Annotated in this window: 14 protein-coding genes; 8 read left to right on the top strand and 6 right to left on the bottom strand. The window is 66.0% G+C overall.

Going from position 1 to position 16,876, the window contains the following annotated elements:
* Positions 1-12 precede the first annotated feature (12 nt).
* Entirely contained in the window at positions 13-834 is an 822-nt protein-coding gene (locus AC27VE_RS03760) for an IclR family transcriptional regulator (RefSeq protein ID WP_427958173.1), read from the bottom strand.
* A 248-nt stretch (positions 835-1,082) separates the two neighbouring features.
* Between AC27VE_RS03760 and AC27VE_RS03755 the strand changes: the two genes are divergently transcribed.
* The 4 genes from AC27VE_RS03755 to AC27VE_RS03740 are packed head-to-tail and all read left to right on the top strand — an operon-like array spanning position 1,083 to position 5,253.
* Positions 1,083-2,108 carry a 2-dehydro-3-deoxygalactonokinase gene (locus AC27VE_RS03755; protein ID WP_315133244.1) on the top strand — a complete coding sequence of 342 codons (1,026 nt, stop codon included), beginning with the start codon at positions 1,083-1,085 and terminating at the stop codon, positions 2,106-2,108.
* 9 nt (positions 2,109-2,117) lie between these two features.
* A complete protein-coding gene (locus tag AC27VE_RS03750) occupies positions 2,118-2,771 on the top strand; it encodes a 2-dehydro-3-deoxy-6-phosphogalactonate aldolase (protein WP_488703070.1) in 654 nt (217 codons plus the stop codon).
* Positions 2,768-3,916, top strand: a complete 1,149-nt coding sequence (gene dgoD / locus AC27VE_RS03745; RefSeq protein ID WP_006222400.1) for a galactonate dehydratase — start codon at positions 2,768-2,770, stop codon at positions 3,914-3,916. Before AC27VE_RS03750 ends, dgoD begins: the two co-directional genes overlap by 4 nt.
* A 26-nt stretch (positions 3,917-3,942) precedes the next feature.
* Positions 3,943-5,253: an MFS transporter gene (locus AC27VE_RS03740; RefSeq protein ID WP_006222401.1), complete on the top strand. Its 1,311-nt coding sequence runs from the start codon at positions 3,943-3,945 to the stop codon at positions 5,251-5,253.
* Between the two features lie 38 nt (positions 5,254-5,291).
* Here the strand turns inward: AC27VE_RS03740 and AC27VE_RS03735 are convergent, their stop codons facing one another.
* Both AC27VE_RS03735 and AC27VE_RS03730 read right to left on the bottom strand, forming a co-directional pair.
* Entirely contained in the window at positions 5,292-6,470 is a 1,179-nt protein-coding gene (locus tag AC27VE_RS03735; protein ID WP_488703069.1) for an amidohydrolase, read from the bottom strand.
* A gap of 35 nt (positions 6,471-6,505) precedes the next feature.
* Positions 6,506-7,732: an MFS transporter gene (locus tag AC27VE_RS03730; protein ID WP_488703068.1), complete on the bottom strand. Its 1,227-nt coding sequence runs from the start codon at positions 7,730-7,732 to the stop codon at positions 6,506-6,508.
* Positions 7,733-8,097: 365 nt separating this feature from the next.
* Here AC27VE_RS03730 and AC27VE_RS03725 point away from each other — a divergent pair, with 365 nt between their 5' ends.
* The 4 genes from AC27VE_RS03725 to AC27VE_RS03710 are packed head-to-tail and all read left to right on the top strand — an operon-like array spanning position 8,098 to position 13,885.
* Positions 8,098-8,808 (top strand): ABC transporter ATP-binding protein, encoded by a 711-nt coding sequence (locus tag AC27VE_RS03725; RefSeq protein ID WP_488703067.1) that lies wholly within the window; start codon positions 8,098-8,100, stop codon positions 8,806-8,808.
* Positions 8,805-10,193, top strand: a complete 1,389-nt coding sequence (locus AC27VE_RS03720) for an ABC transporter permease subunit (protein WP_488703066.1) — start codon at positions 8,805-8,807, stop codon at positions 10,191-10,193. The genes AC27VE_RS03725 and AC27VE_RS03720 overlap by 4 nt, the downstream gene beginning before the upstream one ends.
* A gap of 11 nt (positions 10,194-10,204) precedes the next feature.
* Positions 10,205-11,665, top strand: a complete 1,461-nt coding sequence (locus tag AC27VE_RS03715) for an ABC transporter permease subunit (RefSeq protein ID WP_488703065.1) — start codon at positions 10,205-10,207, stop codon at positions 11,663-11,665.
* A 45-nt stretch (positions 11,666-11,710) separates the two neighbouring features.
* A complete protein-coding gene (locus AC27VE_RS03710; protein ID WP_488703064.1) occupies positions 11,711-13,885 on the top strand; it encodes a TonB-dependent receptor in 2,175 nt (724 codons plus the stop codon).
* A gap of 48 nt (positions 13,886-13,933) precedes the next feature.
* Here AC27VE_RS03710 and AC27VE_RS03705 read toward each other — a convergent pair whose 3' ends face one another.
* From AC27VE_RS03705 to AC27VE_RS03695, 3 genes are all read right to left on the bottom strand, one after another.
* Entirely contained in the window at positions 13,934-15,130 is a 1,197-nt protein-coding gene (locus AC27VE_RS03705) for an MFS transporter (protein WP_488703063.1), read from the bottom strand.
* Positions 15,131-15,293: 163 nt separating this feature from the next.
* Complete coding sequence (locus tag AC27VE_RS03700) at positions 15,294-16,067, bottom strand: IclR family transcriptional regulator (protein ID WP_280026666.1); 774 nt, start codon at positions 16,065-16,067, stop codon at positions 15,294-15,296.
* The gene (locus AC27VE_RS03695; protein WP_427958189.1) at positions 16,057-16,854 is read right to left on the bottom strand and encodes an IclR family transcriptional regulator; all 798 of its coding nucleotides are present in this window, start codon (positions 16,852-16,854) and stop codon (positions 16,057-16,059) included. Before AC27VE_RS03695 ends, AC27VE_RS03700 begins: the two co-directional genes overlap by 11 nt.
* Between the last annotated feature and the right edge of the window lie 22 nt (positions 16,855-16,876).

The raw sequence follows: 16,876 nt of genomic DNA, 5'->3' as shown, positions 1-16,876 counted from the left end.
CAGACGCCCCCTTTAGCCGCGCTCCACCTTCCACCCCATCTCCGCAGAGATCTCCGCTGCGGCCCCCTGCACCACCGCGACCATGTCGTGCATGCGTTCCAGTGACATGTACGGCACGGTGCTGGACACGCTGATGGCCGCCACGATGCCGCTGGACGCGTCGCGCACGGGCGCGGCCACGCAGCGGATCGAGGGTTCGTTGTCTTCCAGGTCGAACGCATAGCCTTGTGCGGCATATTCGCGCATGCGGTCGCGGAACGCCTCCCAGCTCTGCTGCCCGCCGGGCGCGCGCGACGAGACCGGCGCGCCGATGCGGTGCAGCGCCTTCCATTGCGGTTCTTCGGTGTCCAGCAGCAACGCCTTGCCCACGCCCGTGGCGGCCAGCGGCATGCGGTGGCCCACCCGCGAACGCATCTCCAGCCCCTTCTTGCCGGGGATCTTCTCCAGGTACAGCACTTCGTCGTTGTCGCGCACGGCCAGGTGGATGGTGTCGCCCGTCAGCTCGGCCAGGCTATCCAGGTACGGCCGGGCCAGCGTGGCCATCGGAAACGCCTCGCGCGCCTGAAAGCCCAGTTCGATCAGCTTGGGACCCAACACGTAGCCCACGCCCGGCAGGGCACGCAGATAGCGCTCCTGCACCAGGCAACTGGCCAGCCGGTGCGTGGTGCTGCGCGCGACACCGATACGGGCGCATATCTCTTTCAAGTCGCGCGCGCCATCGGCAACGGCCTGCACCACGGCCAGGCCGCGCATCAGGGTCTGCGTGCCGGCCGGCGCGGCGCCATCGGGGTCCAGCGAGGGGGAGCGTGCGGAAGTCAGGGCGGTAGCAGTCATGAAACGTCGAGAAGGCGGGATACGTGGCAGGGAGTGCGCTTATGGAGCCGCATGTATTCCCTGTATGTGGGATTTAATTCTATATTTTGAGATTTTTCAAGCGCTGATCTAGAATTTTTCGCAAACCGCGCCGTCTGCGTTCTTGCGGCTGGCGCGTCCGACAACAAGGTCTGCAACGCCCGCCCCCACCGCGCCCTCCCCGCGCGGCCCCGGCACCCGGCGCTGCGGCCAGAGACGAGACAGATCAGATGACTACCGGATCGCCCGCCCGCGCGGCGCTTATCGCGCTGGACTGGGGCACCTCATCGTTGCGCGCCTACCGCCTGGACGCCCGGGGCAACACCCTGGACACCCGCCATCTTCCCTGGGGCATCATGCGCCTGCCGCAGCCCTTGCAGGACGGCGCCGCCAGCACCGCGCTGTCCGGTTTCGACCTGGCGTTCGAGCAAGCCTGCGGCGACTGGCTGCGCGCCGAACCCGCGCTGCCGGTGATCGCCTGCGGCATGGTGGGCAGCGCGCAAGGCTGGAAAGAAGCGGCTTACCTGGATGTGCCCGTCGACCTGGAACGCATCGGCACGCTGCTGACGAAAGTCGAACGCGGCAACGCGACCCCGGTGCACATCGTGCCTGGCCTGATCCAGCGCCATGGCCTGCCCAACGTCATGCGCGGCGAAGAGACGCAAGTCTTCGGCGTGATGTTCGACCAGGCACGCACTTCCGACCCGCACGCGGCCGACAGCGTCCTGATCGGCCTGCCCGGCACGCATTCCAAATGGGTCAATGCCCGCCGTGGCCGCGTCACGCATTTCGACACCTTCATGACCGGCGAGGTCTACGCCGCGCTGCGCGGCCACACCATCCTGGGGCGCACCATGAGTGAAGCGCCCGCCGCCGACATGGCCGCCTTCGAGCGCGGCCTGAAAGTCGCCGGCGCCCCCGCAGGACGCGCCGGCGTGCTGTCCACCATCTTCAGCACGCGCGCCCTCGGCCTGACTGGCGAACTGCCGTCCGCCTCGCAAGCCGACTACCTGTCGGGCCTGTTGATCGGCCACGAAGTCGCCGCGCTGGCAGAGATGCTGCGCCAGCAAGGCGAGCCGCCCCGCATCGTGCTGTGCGGCGAACCCGCCTTGTGCCAGCGCTACATCCTGGCCATGCAGCACTACGGCCTGGGCACACCTGAACAAGCGCAGAACGCCACCGAGCGCGGCCTGTGGCATCTGGCCGTCTGTGCCGGACTGGTCGCGGCAGAAACCCCTTCTTCGGCATCCGTCTAGGAACCCACCATGAACCACCCTGGTCTGCAAACCGCCATGGCCCACTGCGGCCTGATCGCCATCCTGCGCGGCATCAAGCCCGCCGAAGCCGAGGCCGTCGGCAACGCGCTCTACGACGCGGGCTTCCGCCTGATCGAAGTGCCGCTGAATTCGCCGGACCCGCTTGCCAGCATCCGTGCGATGCGCGCTGCCCTGCCCACCGATTGCCTGATCGGCGCCGGCACGGTGCTGAATCCCGACGACTGCGCCCGCGTCCAGGATGCGGGCGGCGAACTGATCGTCATGCCGCACAGCGACGCCGCGGTGATCCGCGCCGCCAAGCAGCTGGGCATGGCGTCTTGCCCCGGCGTCGCCACCCCCACGGAAGCCTTCGCCGCACTGGCCGCCGGCGCCGACGTGCTGAAGATGTTCCCCGCCGAACAGCTGGGCCCCATCGTGCTGAAGGCCTGGCGCGCCGTGATGCGCCCGCCCATCGCGCTGGTGCCCGTCGGCGGCATCACGCCCGACAACCTTTCCATCTATGCCCAGGCGGGCGCCAGCGGCTTCGGCCTGGGCTCCGCCTTGTACAAACCCGGCCTGTCGGCCACCGAAGTCGGCCAGAACGCCCGCGCATTCATCGCGGCCTGGCAACGCGCCTATCCCGTCCAGGAGATCCAAGCATGAAGATCACCAAGCTCACTACCTACATCGTGCCGCCCCGGTGGTGCTTCCTGAAAATCGAAACGGACGAAGGCATCGTCGGCTGGGGTGAACCCGTCGTCGAAGGCCGCGCCCACTCGGTGGCTGCCGCCGTGGAAGAACTGTCCGACTACCTGATCGGCAAAGACCCGCGCAACATCGAAGACCACTGGACGGTGCTGTACCGCGGCGGCTTCTACCGCGGCGGCGCCATCCACATGAGCGCGCTGGCCGGCATCGACCAGGCGCTGTGGGACATCAAGGGCAAGCACCTGGGCGTGCCGGTGTCGCAACTCTTGGGCGGCAACGTGCGCGACCGCATCCGCGTGTATTCGTGGATTGGTGGTGACCGCCCGGCCGACACGGCCGCCGCCGCCAAGAGCGCGGTGGACCGCGGCTTTACCGCCGTGAAGATGAACGGCACCGAAGAACTGCAATACATCGACTCGTTCGACAAGGTCGAGAAGTGCCTCGCGAACGTGGCCGCCGTGCGCGACGCCGTGGGCCCCAACGTGGGCATCGGCGTGGACTTCCACGGCCGCGTCCACAAGCCCATGGCGAAGGTGCTGATGAAAGAGCTGGACCCGTTCAAGCTGATGTTCATCGAAGAGCCCGTGCTGAGCGAACACTATGAAGCGCTGAAGGAGCTGGCCCCGCTGACGTCCACGCCGATCGCGCTGGGCGAACGCCTGTTCTCGCGCTGGGACTTCAAGCGCGTGCTGTCCGAAGGCTATGTGGACATCATCCAGCCCGACCCCTCGCACGCCGGCGGCATCACCGAAACCCGCAAGATTGCCGCCATGGCCGAAGCCTATGACGTGGCGTTGGCGCTGCACTGCCCGCTGGGCCCGATCGCGCTGGCCACCTGCCTGCAGATCGATGCGGGCTGCTACAACGCGTTCATCCAGGAACAGAGCCTGGGAATCCACTACAACGCCGCCAACGATCTGTTGGACTACGTCAGCAACCGCGAAGTGTTCGCGTACGAAGACGGCATGGTCACGATTCCCCAAGGCCCTGGCCTGGGCATCGAGGTCAACGAGGAATACGTGAAGGAACGCGCCGCCGTGGGCCACCGCTGGCGCAACCCGATCTGGCGCCATGCCGACGGCAGCTTCGCCGAGTGGTAATCGGATAAAAGAGAGAGGAGACAACCTTGTCCACCGCCACCCACGCGGGCCTGCAAAGCGCCCAGCGGCCTACCCGCAGCCGCTACCTCATCATGGTGATGCTGTTCATCACCGTCGTCATCAACTACCTGGACCGCAGCAACCTGTCCATCGCCGCGCCCGCGCTCAAGGACGAGTTCGGCCTGGACACGGTGCATGAAGGCCTGATCCTGTCCGCCTTCGGCTGGACCTACGCCGCTATGCAGATCCCCGGCGGCTGGCTGGTGGACCGCGTGTCGCCCCGCGTGCTGTACGCCGCGGCGCTGATCCTGTGGTCGGCCGCCACCTTCTTCATGGGATTCGCCGGCAGCTTCGTCATCCTGTTCGTGCTGCGCCTGGCAGTCGGCGCGCTGGAAGCGCCCGCTTACCCGATCAACAACCGTGTCGTCACCACCTGGTTCCCGGAAAAGGAACGCGCCACCGCCATCGGCTTCTATACGTCGGGCCAGTTCGTCGGCCTGGCGTTCCTGACGCCCGTGCTGGCCTGGCTGCAGCACCACTACGGCTGGCACATGGTGTTTGTCAGCACCGGCTTGCTGGGCATCGTCTGGGGCGTGCTGTGGTACCTGATCTACCGCGAACCGCGCCAGTTCAAAGGCGCCAACGCGGCCGAGCTTGAGCTCATCCAGAAAGGCGGCGGCGTCATCGACCTGGACCGCAACGTCAAAGCCAAGAAGGCGCCGTTCGACTGGAATGACCTGGCGCTGGTGATGACCAAGCGCAAGCTCTGGGGCGTGTACCTGGGCCAGTTCTGCCTGACGTCCACGCTGTGGTTCTTCCTGACGTGGTTCCCCACCTATCTGGTGAAGTACCGCGGCATGGATTTCATCAAGTCGGGTTTCCTGGCGTCGGTGCCTTTCCTGGCGGCGTTTGTGGGCGTGCTGTGCTCAGGCGTGCTGTCCGACTTCCTGATCCGCCGCGGCGCCACCGTTGGCCTGGCGCGCAAGCTGCCCATCATCCTGGGCCTCTTGATCTCGACGTCGATGATCGGCGCCAACTTCACCGATTCCACGCCGTGGGTGATCTTCTTCCTGGCTGTCGCCTTCTTCGGCAACGGACTGGCGTCGATCACGTGGTCGCTGGTGTCGACGCTGGCCCCGGTGCGCCTCTTGGGCCTGACTGGTGGCGTCTTCAACTTCGTCGGCAACCTGTCGTCGATCTGCACGCCGATCGTGATCGGCTTCCTGGTGTCGAAAGACAGCTTCGCGCCGGCCATCGTGTACGTATCGTCGCTGGCTTTGCTGGGCGCGCTGTCGTACATCCTGCTGGTGGGGAAAGTGGAGCGGATCGAGGCTTGATCCCGCGGCCCGGGCCTGGCACCCGGGCCCGCCTTCCCCTAGCGCAACAGCGTTTGCGCCAGATGCACCCAGAAGCTGCCGCCGACCAGGATCAGGTCGTCGTTGAAATCGTATCGGGCGTTGTGAAGCGCGGGCCCTTCGCCCGCCCCGATATTGATATAGCAACCCGGCACTTTCTGCGCCATGAACGCGAAATCGTCTGCCGCCAGAATTGGCGGATGGTCCACCACCACGTAGTCCTTGCCGAAGTGCCGCGTGGCGACCTCACGGGCCGCTTGTGCCGCCGTTTCCGCATTCACCAGCACCGGATAGCGCGCCGCCGCCTCAACCACGCGCGCATTGGCGCCGAAGCTGGCGGCCTGGGCTTGGACGATATCGTGGATGCGGGCCAGCACCTGGCTGCGTAGCGCTTCGTCGTAAGTCCTGACCGAGAGCTTCATCTCGAGCTCGCCTGGAATCACGTTGAACGCGCCGCCCGCGTGAATACTGGTGACGCTGACGACCGCGCAGCGGTAAGGGCTGACATTGCGCGAGACGATCGTCTGCAGCACCTGGACGATGGCCGCGCCGGCCACGATGGGGTCGCACGTGAACTCCGGCGAGGCCGCGTGTCCGCCCCTGCCGCTGACGACCACGATCAGGCTGTCGACCGAGGCCATGATCGCCCCCGTGCCGATGGCCATCTGCCCGACCTTCAGCGTTGGCGTCGGATAGTTGTGCAGGGCGTACACGGAATCGCAAGGCGCGTGATCGAAGAGCCCGTCGTTCAGCATCGCCAACGCGCCGGCGCCGCCTTCCTCGGCGGGCTGGAAGATCAGATTCAACGTGCCGGAAAACGCACGAGTGGCTGCCAGGTGCTTGGCCGCGGCCAGCAGCGTCGCCGTGTGGCCGTCGTGGCCGCAGGCGTGCATGACGCCTTCGTGCACGCTGGAATGAGATTGCCCGCTGGCTTCGCTGATGGGCAGGGCGTCCATGTCCGCGCGCAGCCCGATCGACCGATTGCCGTCCCCCGCCTGCAGTGTGCCCACCACACCGGTTCCCCCCACCCCGCGCCGCACCCGGTAGCCCCAGCGCTCCAGGTAGTCCGCCACGATCGCGCTGGTGCGTTGCTCTTGATAGCCCAGTTCAGGATGCCGGTGGATGTCCCGGCGGATGCGCTTGATGTCTTCGAACGAATCCACCAACCCGGGAACAATTTTTCGATGCAGGTCTTTCATGCCGTCGGTCTCCTCATGCGGCCTTTTCCCTGTGGCTATTCGCCACGGCGTTCCTTGAACATGCAGGTGGCGGCAAGGCTGACAGCCAGCATGCCGATCACGTACCAGGCGGGCGCCATGGCGTTTCCCGTCGCCTTCAACAGCCATGTGACGACCAGTTGCGCGGATCCGCCAAAGATCGTGACGCCGAACGCATAGATCATGGCCATGCCCGTGGCCCGCACGGCGCGCGGCAGCGCTTGAACGATCAACATGGTGCTGGTCAGCATGTTCACGCCAAGGGCCACGATGAGCAGCATGCGGAATATGACAGCCAGCCACAGATAGCCGGGAAGCGCCAGCAAGCGGAAGGTGGGATAGGCCATCGTCATGCCGATCAGGATTGAAACGATCATGGCCTTCTTGCTGTTCTTGACCCGGTCTACGTATCGTCCCGCGCCATAGACCGACACCACCTGCACGATCGCCGCCAGGCAACTGAACAGATAGGCGGTGGGCGCCGCAATGTGGTGGGTCTGCATCATGTACGTCGGCATGTAGAAAAGCACGACGTACACCATCACCGTGCCAGACATGATCATCAGAATGCCCAGCACCAGATCGCGTGTGTGGTTCGACAGCATCGCCCGGACGGGGGCCTTGCCCTTGGAGGCGTCCTCGTCGCCGACGTAAGTCTCGTGGATGTTGCGCCGGATGTAGACGCCGACCGGGATGATCAGAAGGCCCAGGACGAAGGGCACGCGCCACCCCCAGGAATACAGCGCGTCTTCCGGCAGCACCGAGGTCAGCAGCAAGCCCGATGACGCGCCCAGCAACGCGGCGATGCCCTGGCTGATGGACTGCCAGCTGACAAAAAATCCACGCTGGTTGGCGCCAGCGGATTCCAGCAGAAGCGTGGTGGCCGCCCCGACCTCTCCGCCGGCTGCGAACCCTTGCAGCAGGCGTCCCGCGATGATCAAGCCTGGCGCGAACACGCCGATCTGCGCATGAGTGGGGGCAAACGCGATCAGGGCCGTGCCTGCCCCCATCAGCATGATGGTCGCCAGCATCGCGGCCTTTCTTCCTTTGCGGTCCGCATAGGCCCCGAGCACCATGCTGCCCAGCGGCCGCATGACGAAGCCCACGCCGAAGACCGCCACGGCCATCAACAGCGAGCCATAGGCCGAGTCGCTGGGAAAGTACAGCTTTCCGATCACGCTGGCGAAAAAGCTATACACCGTGAAGTCGAATATCTCCAACCCATTGCCAAGACTGGCACCCACGATCACCCGACGGTTTCCGGCCCGGCTTTCCGGTATTGGCCGGGCGCGCTGGCTGGCGCTAGCTGCGGCAGTTCTTCCCACGGGTTCCCCTTGAGTCTGGCTGTTGCAAGAGCCCCCCGGATGCCGCCGTCTACAGGGCGCGCAGCACAAGGCCTCTTGTCTATACAAGACTAGACAAGAGACTGACGAGCACAACCTAGGGAAAACCTTCACGCTCTCTGATCCGGGAAGGCGATGTCAGACGGCATTACCAGGCGATCCCAATGCGGCGGCTCAAGCGCCGCCACGTATCGCCGCAGATTCGCCCTTTTTAGTTATGATATAACATACTATTATTGACACCCCTGAACGAAGAAGGATCCGTAGTGCTCGAAGCCATCGGCCTGACCAAACGCTACGGCGACCAGATCGCGCTGCATCCGCTGCATCTGTGCATCGAACCGGGCGAGATCTATTGCTTGCTGGGCGCCAATGGCGCCGGCAAGACCACTACCATCAACCTGTTTCTGAACTTCATTCAGCCTGACGGCGGGCAGGCGCTGATCCATGGCCTGGACGTGGTGCGCGAGCCCCTGGCCACCAAGCAGCACGTGGCATACATCCCGGAACAGGTAAACCTCTACGGCACGCTGACCGGGCTGGAGAACCTGAGCTACTTCGCCGCGCTGGCGTTGGGGCGCGTCCTGCCGCGCGAGCGCCTGATGGCGCTGCTGGATGAGGTCGGGCTGGACGCCGCCGCGGCGGACAAGCGCGTCGCGGCGTATTCCAAAGGCATGCGCCAGAAGGTCTGGATCGCGGTGGCGCTGGCCAAGAACGCCCGCGCTCTGCTGCTGGACGAACCGACCTCTGGATTGGATCCGTCGGCAGCAGCCGAATTCACCCGGCTGCTGCAGCGGGCCAGCGAATCCGGCGTGGCCATCCTGGCCACCACGCACGACCTGTTCCACGCCCGGCAGACGGCGACCCGCGTCGGCATCATGAAGCGTGGCCGGCTGGTCGACAGCCTGGACAGCCGGCAGATCGCCGCGACCGACCTGCAAGCCCTGTACCTGGACCACATGAGGGCCGACGCATGATCCTGCTGATCGCGCTCAAGGATCTGCGCGAACGCTTGCGCGACGGTCGGCTTTACTGGGCGGGTGGCGTCGTGGCCCTGCTGCTGCTGACAGCGCTGGCCGTGGGCTATTCGCACCAGCAGGACGCGCGCGCCGAACAGGCCGCCGCGCAGAATGCCGACTACCGCGACTGGTTGCGCCAAGGCGCACGCCATCCGCATGACGCGGCGCATCAGGGCATGCACGTCTTCAAGCCCGAGGCGGCGCTGTCCTTGCTGGACCCCGGCATCAACCCGTACATCGGCAGCACGGTGTGGCTGCAGGCTCATCGCCAAAGTGAAGTCAAGTTCCGGCCCGCGCAGGACGCCACGGGGCTGCAGCGCTTTGGCGACCTGTCGGCCGCGTGGATCTTGCAAGCGCTGGGGCCGCTGCTGGTCATCGTTTTGGGATTCAACGCCTTTTCTGGCGAACGCGAACAGGGCATCCTGCGCCAGACGCTGAGCCTGGGCGTTGCTCCCTGGCGCCTGTTGTGGGGCAAGGCGGCGGCGCTGGGCATGAGCCTGGGACTGTTGCTGGCGCCCGCGGCGCTAGTCGCGGCAGGCGCCGTCTGGATCGCCGGCGGGCGTGCCGATGCGTTGTGGCGGTTCGTGGCACTGGCGTCCGGATATGCGCTGTATCTGGCGGCCTTCGTCTTCATCACCCTGGGCGTGTCGGCCGCGGCCCGTTCCTCCCGCATCGCCATCACGCTTCTGCTGGCCGTCTGGATCGCCAACACCGTCGTGGCGCCCCGCGTGATGGCCGAGCTGTCGCGTGCCCTGTATCCCAGCCCGACGCGGCTGGAATTCAACCAGGCGCTGAACACCGACCTGAAAGCGACGTCCGACCGCGTCTGGATGCAGGCTTTCGGCACCACGGAACGCTGGAGCCGCGATGTGCCGCTGAATAAATGGGGCCTGGCCCTGAAGCTGGATGATCAGTCCAGCTATGCCGTCTACGACCGCCATTTCGGCGGATTGTGGGATACGTGGGAACGGCAGCAGACGGTGCAGGAAGGCGCGGGATGGCTGATGCCCATGCTGGCCATCCGCGCGTTCTCGGCCGCCATGGCCGGCACCGACTTCGCGCACCACCGGAACTTCACCGTGGCCGCCGAACAGCAGCGGCGCGTCATCCAGGACATCGTCAGCCAAGACCTGGTGCAGCACGCAGACACCCAAGACCACGCGCACTTTTCGTATCAGGCCGATCCCGAACTCTGGGCGCGCGTACCTGAATTCCAGTATCAGACGCCGACGGCCGGCTGGGCGTTGCAGCGCGGCGCCATGGGCGTGCTGATGCTGTGCGTCGGCCTGCTGTTGAGCATGGCCTTTGCGTGGCGCGCCGTGACCCGGCAGCAACCCCTGTAGGAGCCTCTCCGGTGCACGCTTTCCAGTTTCCCCGTTTCCGGCTGATCGTCCGGCACGAACTGCGCTTGATGGCCAAAGAGCGCCTGCTATGGATCGCCGGCGGCCTGTTCCTGCTGTTGGTCGGCTACGCCGTCTTCAACGGTTTGCTGCAGACGTCCCTGCGCGACAACGCCCAGACGGCGCTGACAAACGCCGATACCCAGGCACGCGGCGAACAGCTGGCGCAGTTGAACCGCATCATGGCCGGCATCGAAAAGCCAACGCCGTTCGGCAACCCCGCCAGCCCGGCCAACATGGGCGGTGGCCTGGGCGCGCACTACGCCATCATGCCCAGCGTCGCCATGGCACCCGTGGCGTTGGGGCAGACGGACCTGTTCCCGTCCCAGTTTCGCGTGACCTATCAAAGCAAGGTCAACTTCATCCATAACAACGACATCGAAAACCCGTGGCATCTGCTCAGCGGGCACTTCGACCTGGCGTTCGTCGTGGTCTACCTGCTGCCGCTGCTGATCTTTGCGTTGGGCTACAACCTGCTGTCCGGCGAAAGGGAAGACGGCACGCTACGGCTGCTGCTATCGCAACCGCTGGCCCTGGCCACGCTGATCGCGGGCAAGATCGCGGTGCGAGCGGCCGTGCTATTGGGTGCGGCCGTACTGACGCCGCTTGCCGTATTGCTGATCGCCCGCCCCCAGGTCTTGCAGGCGGCGGACGCCACGCTCTGGTGGGTGCTCTTGGTCGGCGCCTATGCGCTGTTCTGGTTCTCTGCGGTTGTCGCAGTCAACGCCTTCGGCAAATCGTCCGCGGCCAATGCCATGATGCTGATGGTGGGGTGGGTCGCACTGGTTCTGGTGACGCCTGTGCTGCTGAACATCGCGGCCGCGTTCGCCAGCCCTGCCCCGTCGCGCGCCGAATTGGCCACGCGCACCCGCGTGGCGACCGCCGAGGCCATGCATGCCAATGCGGCGCTGCTGTCCTCCGACTACGAACACATGGACAAGCCCGATGCGCTGATGCCCCGCGACGGCACCATTCACATCAGCGGACGCCCCTTGGGGCAGGCTCGGGTCGAACGCCAGGTGGACGACACCATGGCGCCGGAACTTGCGCGCTTCGAGGCGCAGCTCAAACGCCAGCAAGCACTGGTGGCGCGCTACAGCGTGTTGTCTCCCGCAGCGGTGGCCTATGAAGGGATCACCGCGCTGGCGGGCACGGGGCAACGCAGGCACGCCCATTTCATGGCGCAGATCGACACCTATCACCAGGCCTGGAAGGCGTTTTTCCTGCCCCGCATCGAACACGGACGCGCCATCACCGCCGCGGATTTTTCGGCCATGCCGGCGTTCCATTGGCAAGAGGAAAATCGCGGCGCCGTCCGCACGCAGGCGCTGCGGGCGCTGCTGCAACTGCTGACGCCGGCCTTGCTTCTGCTTGGTCTTGCGGCGTGGCGGTTGCGCCGTTACCGCGTCGTCTGACTCCCCACGTTTACCCATCACTCATCAAGTCCATCGGGAAAGATCATGAGGAAAGTCGTATCCGCCGCCGCGATCGCGGCGTGCACAACCGTGCCTGCCGTTCAAGCGCAGGAAGGAGACAATGAGCTGCCGGCCATCCGCGTCGAAGCCGCCGGCGAAACGGAAGGCCTGGGGTTGAACGCCAAAAGCGGCACGGCGTCGCGTCTAGGCCTGACGCTGCGTGAAACCCCTGCGTCAGTGGAAATCGTCTCGCAGGAAGCGATGCGTCAACGCGGCGCCAGCACGCTGAGCGAAGCGTTGCGCGGCGCGACCGGCATGGCGGGCGGCGGCCCGCCTTCGTCGCCCACCACGCTGTCTTCGCGCGGCTTTACCGACATCCTTTACCTGTACGACGGCCTGCGCATGTCCGGCGCCGGCTCGACCAACCGCGTCCAGGACACCTGGAACTACCAACGCATCGAAGTGCTGAAGGGCCCGGCGTCCGTGCTGCAGGGCGACAGCGCCATCGGTGGCATCGTCAATTTCCAGACCAAGCGTCCCGACCGCGACAACCCCGGCCGCGAAGCGATGGTGTCTTATGGCAGCTATGGCACCACGCGCACCGGCATCGGCTTGGGCGACAATTTTGGCGAGACCGGCGCCTACCGCATCGACTACAGCCATAACCAGACCCAAGTCGGCACCATCGAACGCAACACCAACAAGCTGGACCATCTGACCACAGGCGTCGCCTTCGACGTGGCCCCTGCCACCCGCCTGGACTTGTCGTTCGACTATTCCCGCGATACCGGGCACGCCTACTGGGGCACGCCGCTTGTTCCGCGCAGCGTCGCCACATCGCCCACCGGCGTCGTCAGCACGCCCGACGGCCGCGTGCTGGACCGGGACCTCGTGCGCAACAACTACAACGTGCTGGATGATAGAAACGAAGCGGAGGCCTACTGGCTGCGGGCGCGGGCCACCCACAACCTGACCTCGGCCTGGAGCCTGCGCAACGAATTCGCGGTGAATAAGGTCGACCGCCTGTGGAAGAACTCTGAGTCCGCCGTGTTCCGCGCGCCGTCGTGGGTGGATCGCGACCAGACGACGATCACTCACAATCAACGCTACATGATCGACCGCTTCGACGCGACGCATGCCGGCCAGATCGCCGGCTTGCAGAACAAATTCGTGATTGGCGGCGAACTCAGCAAGACCCGCCTGGATAGCGAACGGCGCTTCTCGAACAGGGCCGCCGCCACGGGCGACGCGCTGCGCGTCTCACTGCGCCAGCCGGATGTGGGCTACTACAACGATGACCCCGCATTGATGAGCGGCCCCGGCAACCGCACCGACTTTTCGACGGACGTGCGGGGCGCGGCGCTGTTCCTGGAAGATTCGCTCAAGCTTGCCGACCCGTGGACCGTCGTGGCCGGCTACCGGTACGACCGAATCCGCGTGGACCGCAGCGTGACCGACCTGAACGCCGGCACGCGCAGCGAATTCGGCACGCGGTACTCCGCCAGCTCCGCGCGCCTGGGCACGGTGGTGGACCTGACGCCCTCGTCGTCGGTCTACGCGCAATACACCAACGCCACGCTGCCCGTGGGCTCGCTGTTCCTGCTGTCACAGTCCAACGCGGACTTCCCGCTGTCCAAGGGCGAGCAATGGGAACTGGGCTTCAAGCAAAGCCTGGACAATGTGGAGTGGACGGCGGCCGTCTATCACATCACGTTGGACAACGTGCTCTCGCGCGACCCGGCCAACGCCGCCCTGACGGTGAACAACGGCAAGCAATCTTCACGCGGCGTGGAGCTCTCGGCCGACTGGCGCGTCACGCCCCAGTTCACGCTGTCGGGCAACGTCGCCATGTTGAATGCCCGCTATGATTCCCTGATCGAAGGCGATGGCACGTCGCGCATCGGCAACACGCCGCCGAACGTGCCCGAGCGGATCCTCAATCTGTACGCCAACTATCGCTTCAAGGACGTGCCGATGAATCTGTTCGTCGGCCTGAACCACACCGGCAAGATATACACCGACCGCGCCAACCAGATCCGCATTAACGGCTACACCACCGTGGATGCGGCCGTCAGCTACCGGATCCGGCCCGCCCTGCTGACATTCCGAGTGCGCAACCTGACGGACAAGCTGTATGCGTACTACGGCGGACGCGACACCGGGCAGGTCCTGGTCGCGCCCGGGCGGACTTACGAGCTGGTGGCGTCATTCGATTTCTAGACAAAAAAAACCGGCCCGGTCGACCCGGGCCGGCAATCCGCGCAGGGCTCAGCAGCCCTGCACGGCCAGCCTGCGGCGCTGATTGGCGGCGCGCTGCAACAGCACCAGCACCAGACCAGCCACGGCGATGACGGCGCCGGCGATCGGCACGGCGGCATAACCCATGCCGGCCGAAATCACCGCGCCACCCGCTGCGGCGCCGACCGCATTGCCCAGGTTGAAGGCACCCACGTTCACCGACGATGCCAAGCCAGGCGCATCGGTCGCGGCCCGCATCACGCCCATTTGCAGCGGCGGCACCACGGCGAAAGTGGCCACACCGAAGATCAGCAGCGAAATCGCCGCGCCGACAGGGGTGGAACCGATCCACGGGAACGCCAGCAGGTCGATGATGACGATCACCAGGAACGTGATCAGCGTGCCATCCAGCGAGCGGTCGGCCATGCGGCCACCCAGGCCGTTACCCAGCGTGAAGCCCAGGCCAATCAGCACCAGCATGCCAGTAATGAAGGCGGGCGATGCGCCGGTGATGTCCGCCAGGGTCGGGGCGATATAGGTGTACAGCGTGAACATGGCGCCTGCGCCCAGCACCGTGGTCAACAGCGCCAGCAGCACGACGGGGCTCTTCAGCACGGCCAGCTCATGGCGCACGTTGGGACGGCGTCCGGCTTCACCCGCCGGCAACGCGAACCACAAGGACAGCATGGCGATCAGGCCCAGCACGGCGGTGGCCGCAAACGACATGCGCCAGCCGATTACCTGCCCCAGCCACGTCGCGGCGGGCACGCCGCCCACGTTGGCGATGGTCAGGCCCATGAACATGGTCGCCACCGCACTCGCCTGCTTGTGGCGCGGCACCACGCTGGCCGCCACCAGCGAGCCCAGACCGAAGAAAGCGCCATGGTTCAGGCTGGTGACCAGACGCGCCAGCAGCAGCGTCGTGTAATTCGGGGACAGGGCAGACAGGATATTGCCGATGGTGAAGATCGCCATCAGCAGGATCAGCGCCTTGCGCCGCGACCAGCGCGAAAACGCCAAGGTCATCAGCGGCGCGCCGACCATCACGCCGATCGCGTAGGCGCTGATCAGCATGCCCGCGCTGGGAATGGACACGTTCACGCCCTCGGCGATGACGGGCAGCAGGCCCATGGGGGAAAACTCGGTCACGCCGATGCCAAACGCACCGACGGCGAGCGCCAACAACGGCAGGCCGGCTTTCACCGGTTGGGTATCTTGCGGGTTCATGCAGGTTCCTTGGGTTCGATCGCGCCGGCAGGGTGTCCCTGGGGCGTGGCCGGCCAGAATTGGCGGGCATATCGGGGAGACAGGGCTGCAGTATGACGGCTGCATCCTTGCGGAAAAAGCCGTCTGACGGGTAAACACTTTTGACTTGGGGTCACGAATCCGGTCAGGAAAGCCCCAGCAACTGCTCCGTTTCCCGCGCCAGGGCCACCAATCGGGGCCCGATGTCCGCCGCGCGTTCCCGGTAAGGGCCATCGCCTGACGGCACGCCGCAGTTGAATACGTACAACAGCGACTGGTAGGGGCGGCATAGCGGCGCTGCAAAGCCGAAGGCGTCCGGGCGCCACTGCATGTTGTTGCCGCAATAGCCCTTGCGCTCCAGATCGCGGGCAGCAGTCTCCAGGCTGGCGAAATGCTGGGCGTAGTGACCGGCGTCGGCTACGCGCAGCTGGTTCAGCACGGCCGCCCGTTCGCTGTCCGGCGCCCGGCACAGCCAGGCCTTGCCGGCGGCACTGGCCAAGAGCGGCAACGACCCGCCGATGTCCGGACGCGTCTGCAAGGCGTCGTTGGATCGGGCGGTTTCGACGAACACCATCTGCAGGCGGTCGCGCACCACCAACGACACCGCGCCACAGGCGTGGTCGGCCAATTGCTTCATCAACGGCCGCGCCAGTTGGCGGATCTGCATGCTGGCCAGCAAGGGGTAGCTCAGCGCCAGCACCGACGCACCCAGCCGATACCGGGCAGGCGGCCCCGACCGCTGCAGGAAACCCAATTCCACCAGCGTGTGCGTCAAGCGCGCCACCGCGCTCTTGGACAAGCCGGTCTGCAGCGCGAAATCCTTGTTGGCCAGTTCGGGACGATCCGCCCGGAAACACGCCAGGATATCGATGCCGTGCGCCAAGGTGGTCGCAAAGTCGCGATCGCGGTCAGGCGCCATCCTGACGCTCCAGCATTTTTTCCACCCGCGCCACCAGGCTGACGAGGCGCGGCGCGATGCGCCGGCGCAGATCCCCCCCACGCAGCCGCCGCACGGGCACGCCGCAGTTGAAGACGAATATTTGCCCGTCCACGCGCCGGCGCATGGGCACGGCCACGGCGTGCACATCGGTGTGCCAGTCGCCCTCGGCCAGGCAATAGCCATGCAGGGCGTAGTCGCGGCGCGCCTGCTCCCAGCCAGCCACATTGCGCTGCCACGCCGCAGGGTCCTGCTGGCGCGATGCCTCCAGCAGCGACTCGGCCTGCCCGGCGTCGGCCTGCGCCAGCCAGGCGCGTCCCATGGCGGACTGCAGCAGGGGCAGCATGGCGCCGATATCGGGGCGGAATGCCACGGCGTCATGGCCGCGGCAGGTCTCCAGATACACCATGTGCATGCCATGGTGCATGCCCAGTGACGCCGAACCGCCTGCCGAATTCGCCAACCGGGTCATCAGGGGCCGCGCCAGTTGCCGCAGCTTGATGCTGGCCAGCAGCGGGTAGCTCAACGACAACAGCGCCGTGCCCAGCCGGTAGCGGCGCAGGCTGCTGTCGTAGCGCAGCAGGCCGCGTTGCACCAGCGTCGAGGTCAGCCGCGAGATCGTCGCCTTGGACAGACCGGTGCGGTCGGACAGTTCGCGGTTGCTGAGCGCCGGTTCGCCATGCCGGAAGGTCTGCAACAGCGACAGGCCATGGGCCAGCGTGGTGGCGAATGCGGGGTCAGGGTGGCGGCCGCCCAGGGGCGTGGTCATGGTCGCAATCCGGAAGTCGGCG

The organism is Achromobacter sp. 18P8.1.1, from assembly GCF_057799415.1.
Note: the sequence above shows the minus strand (reverse complement) of the source record. Positions and strands in the feature narration are given on the sequence as shown.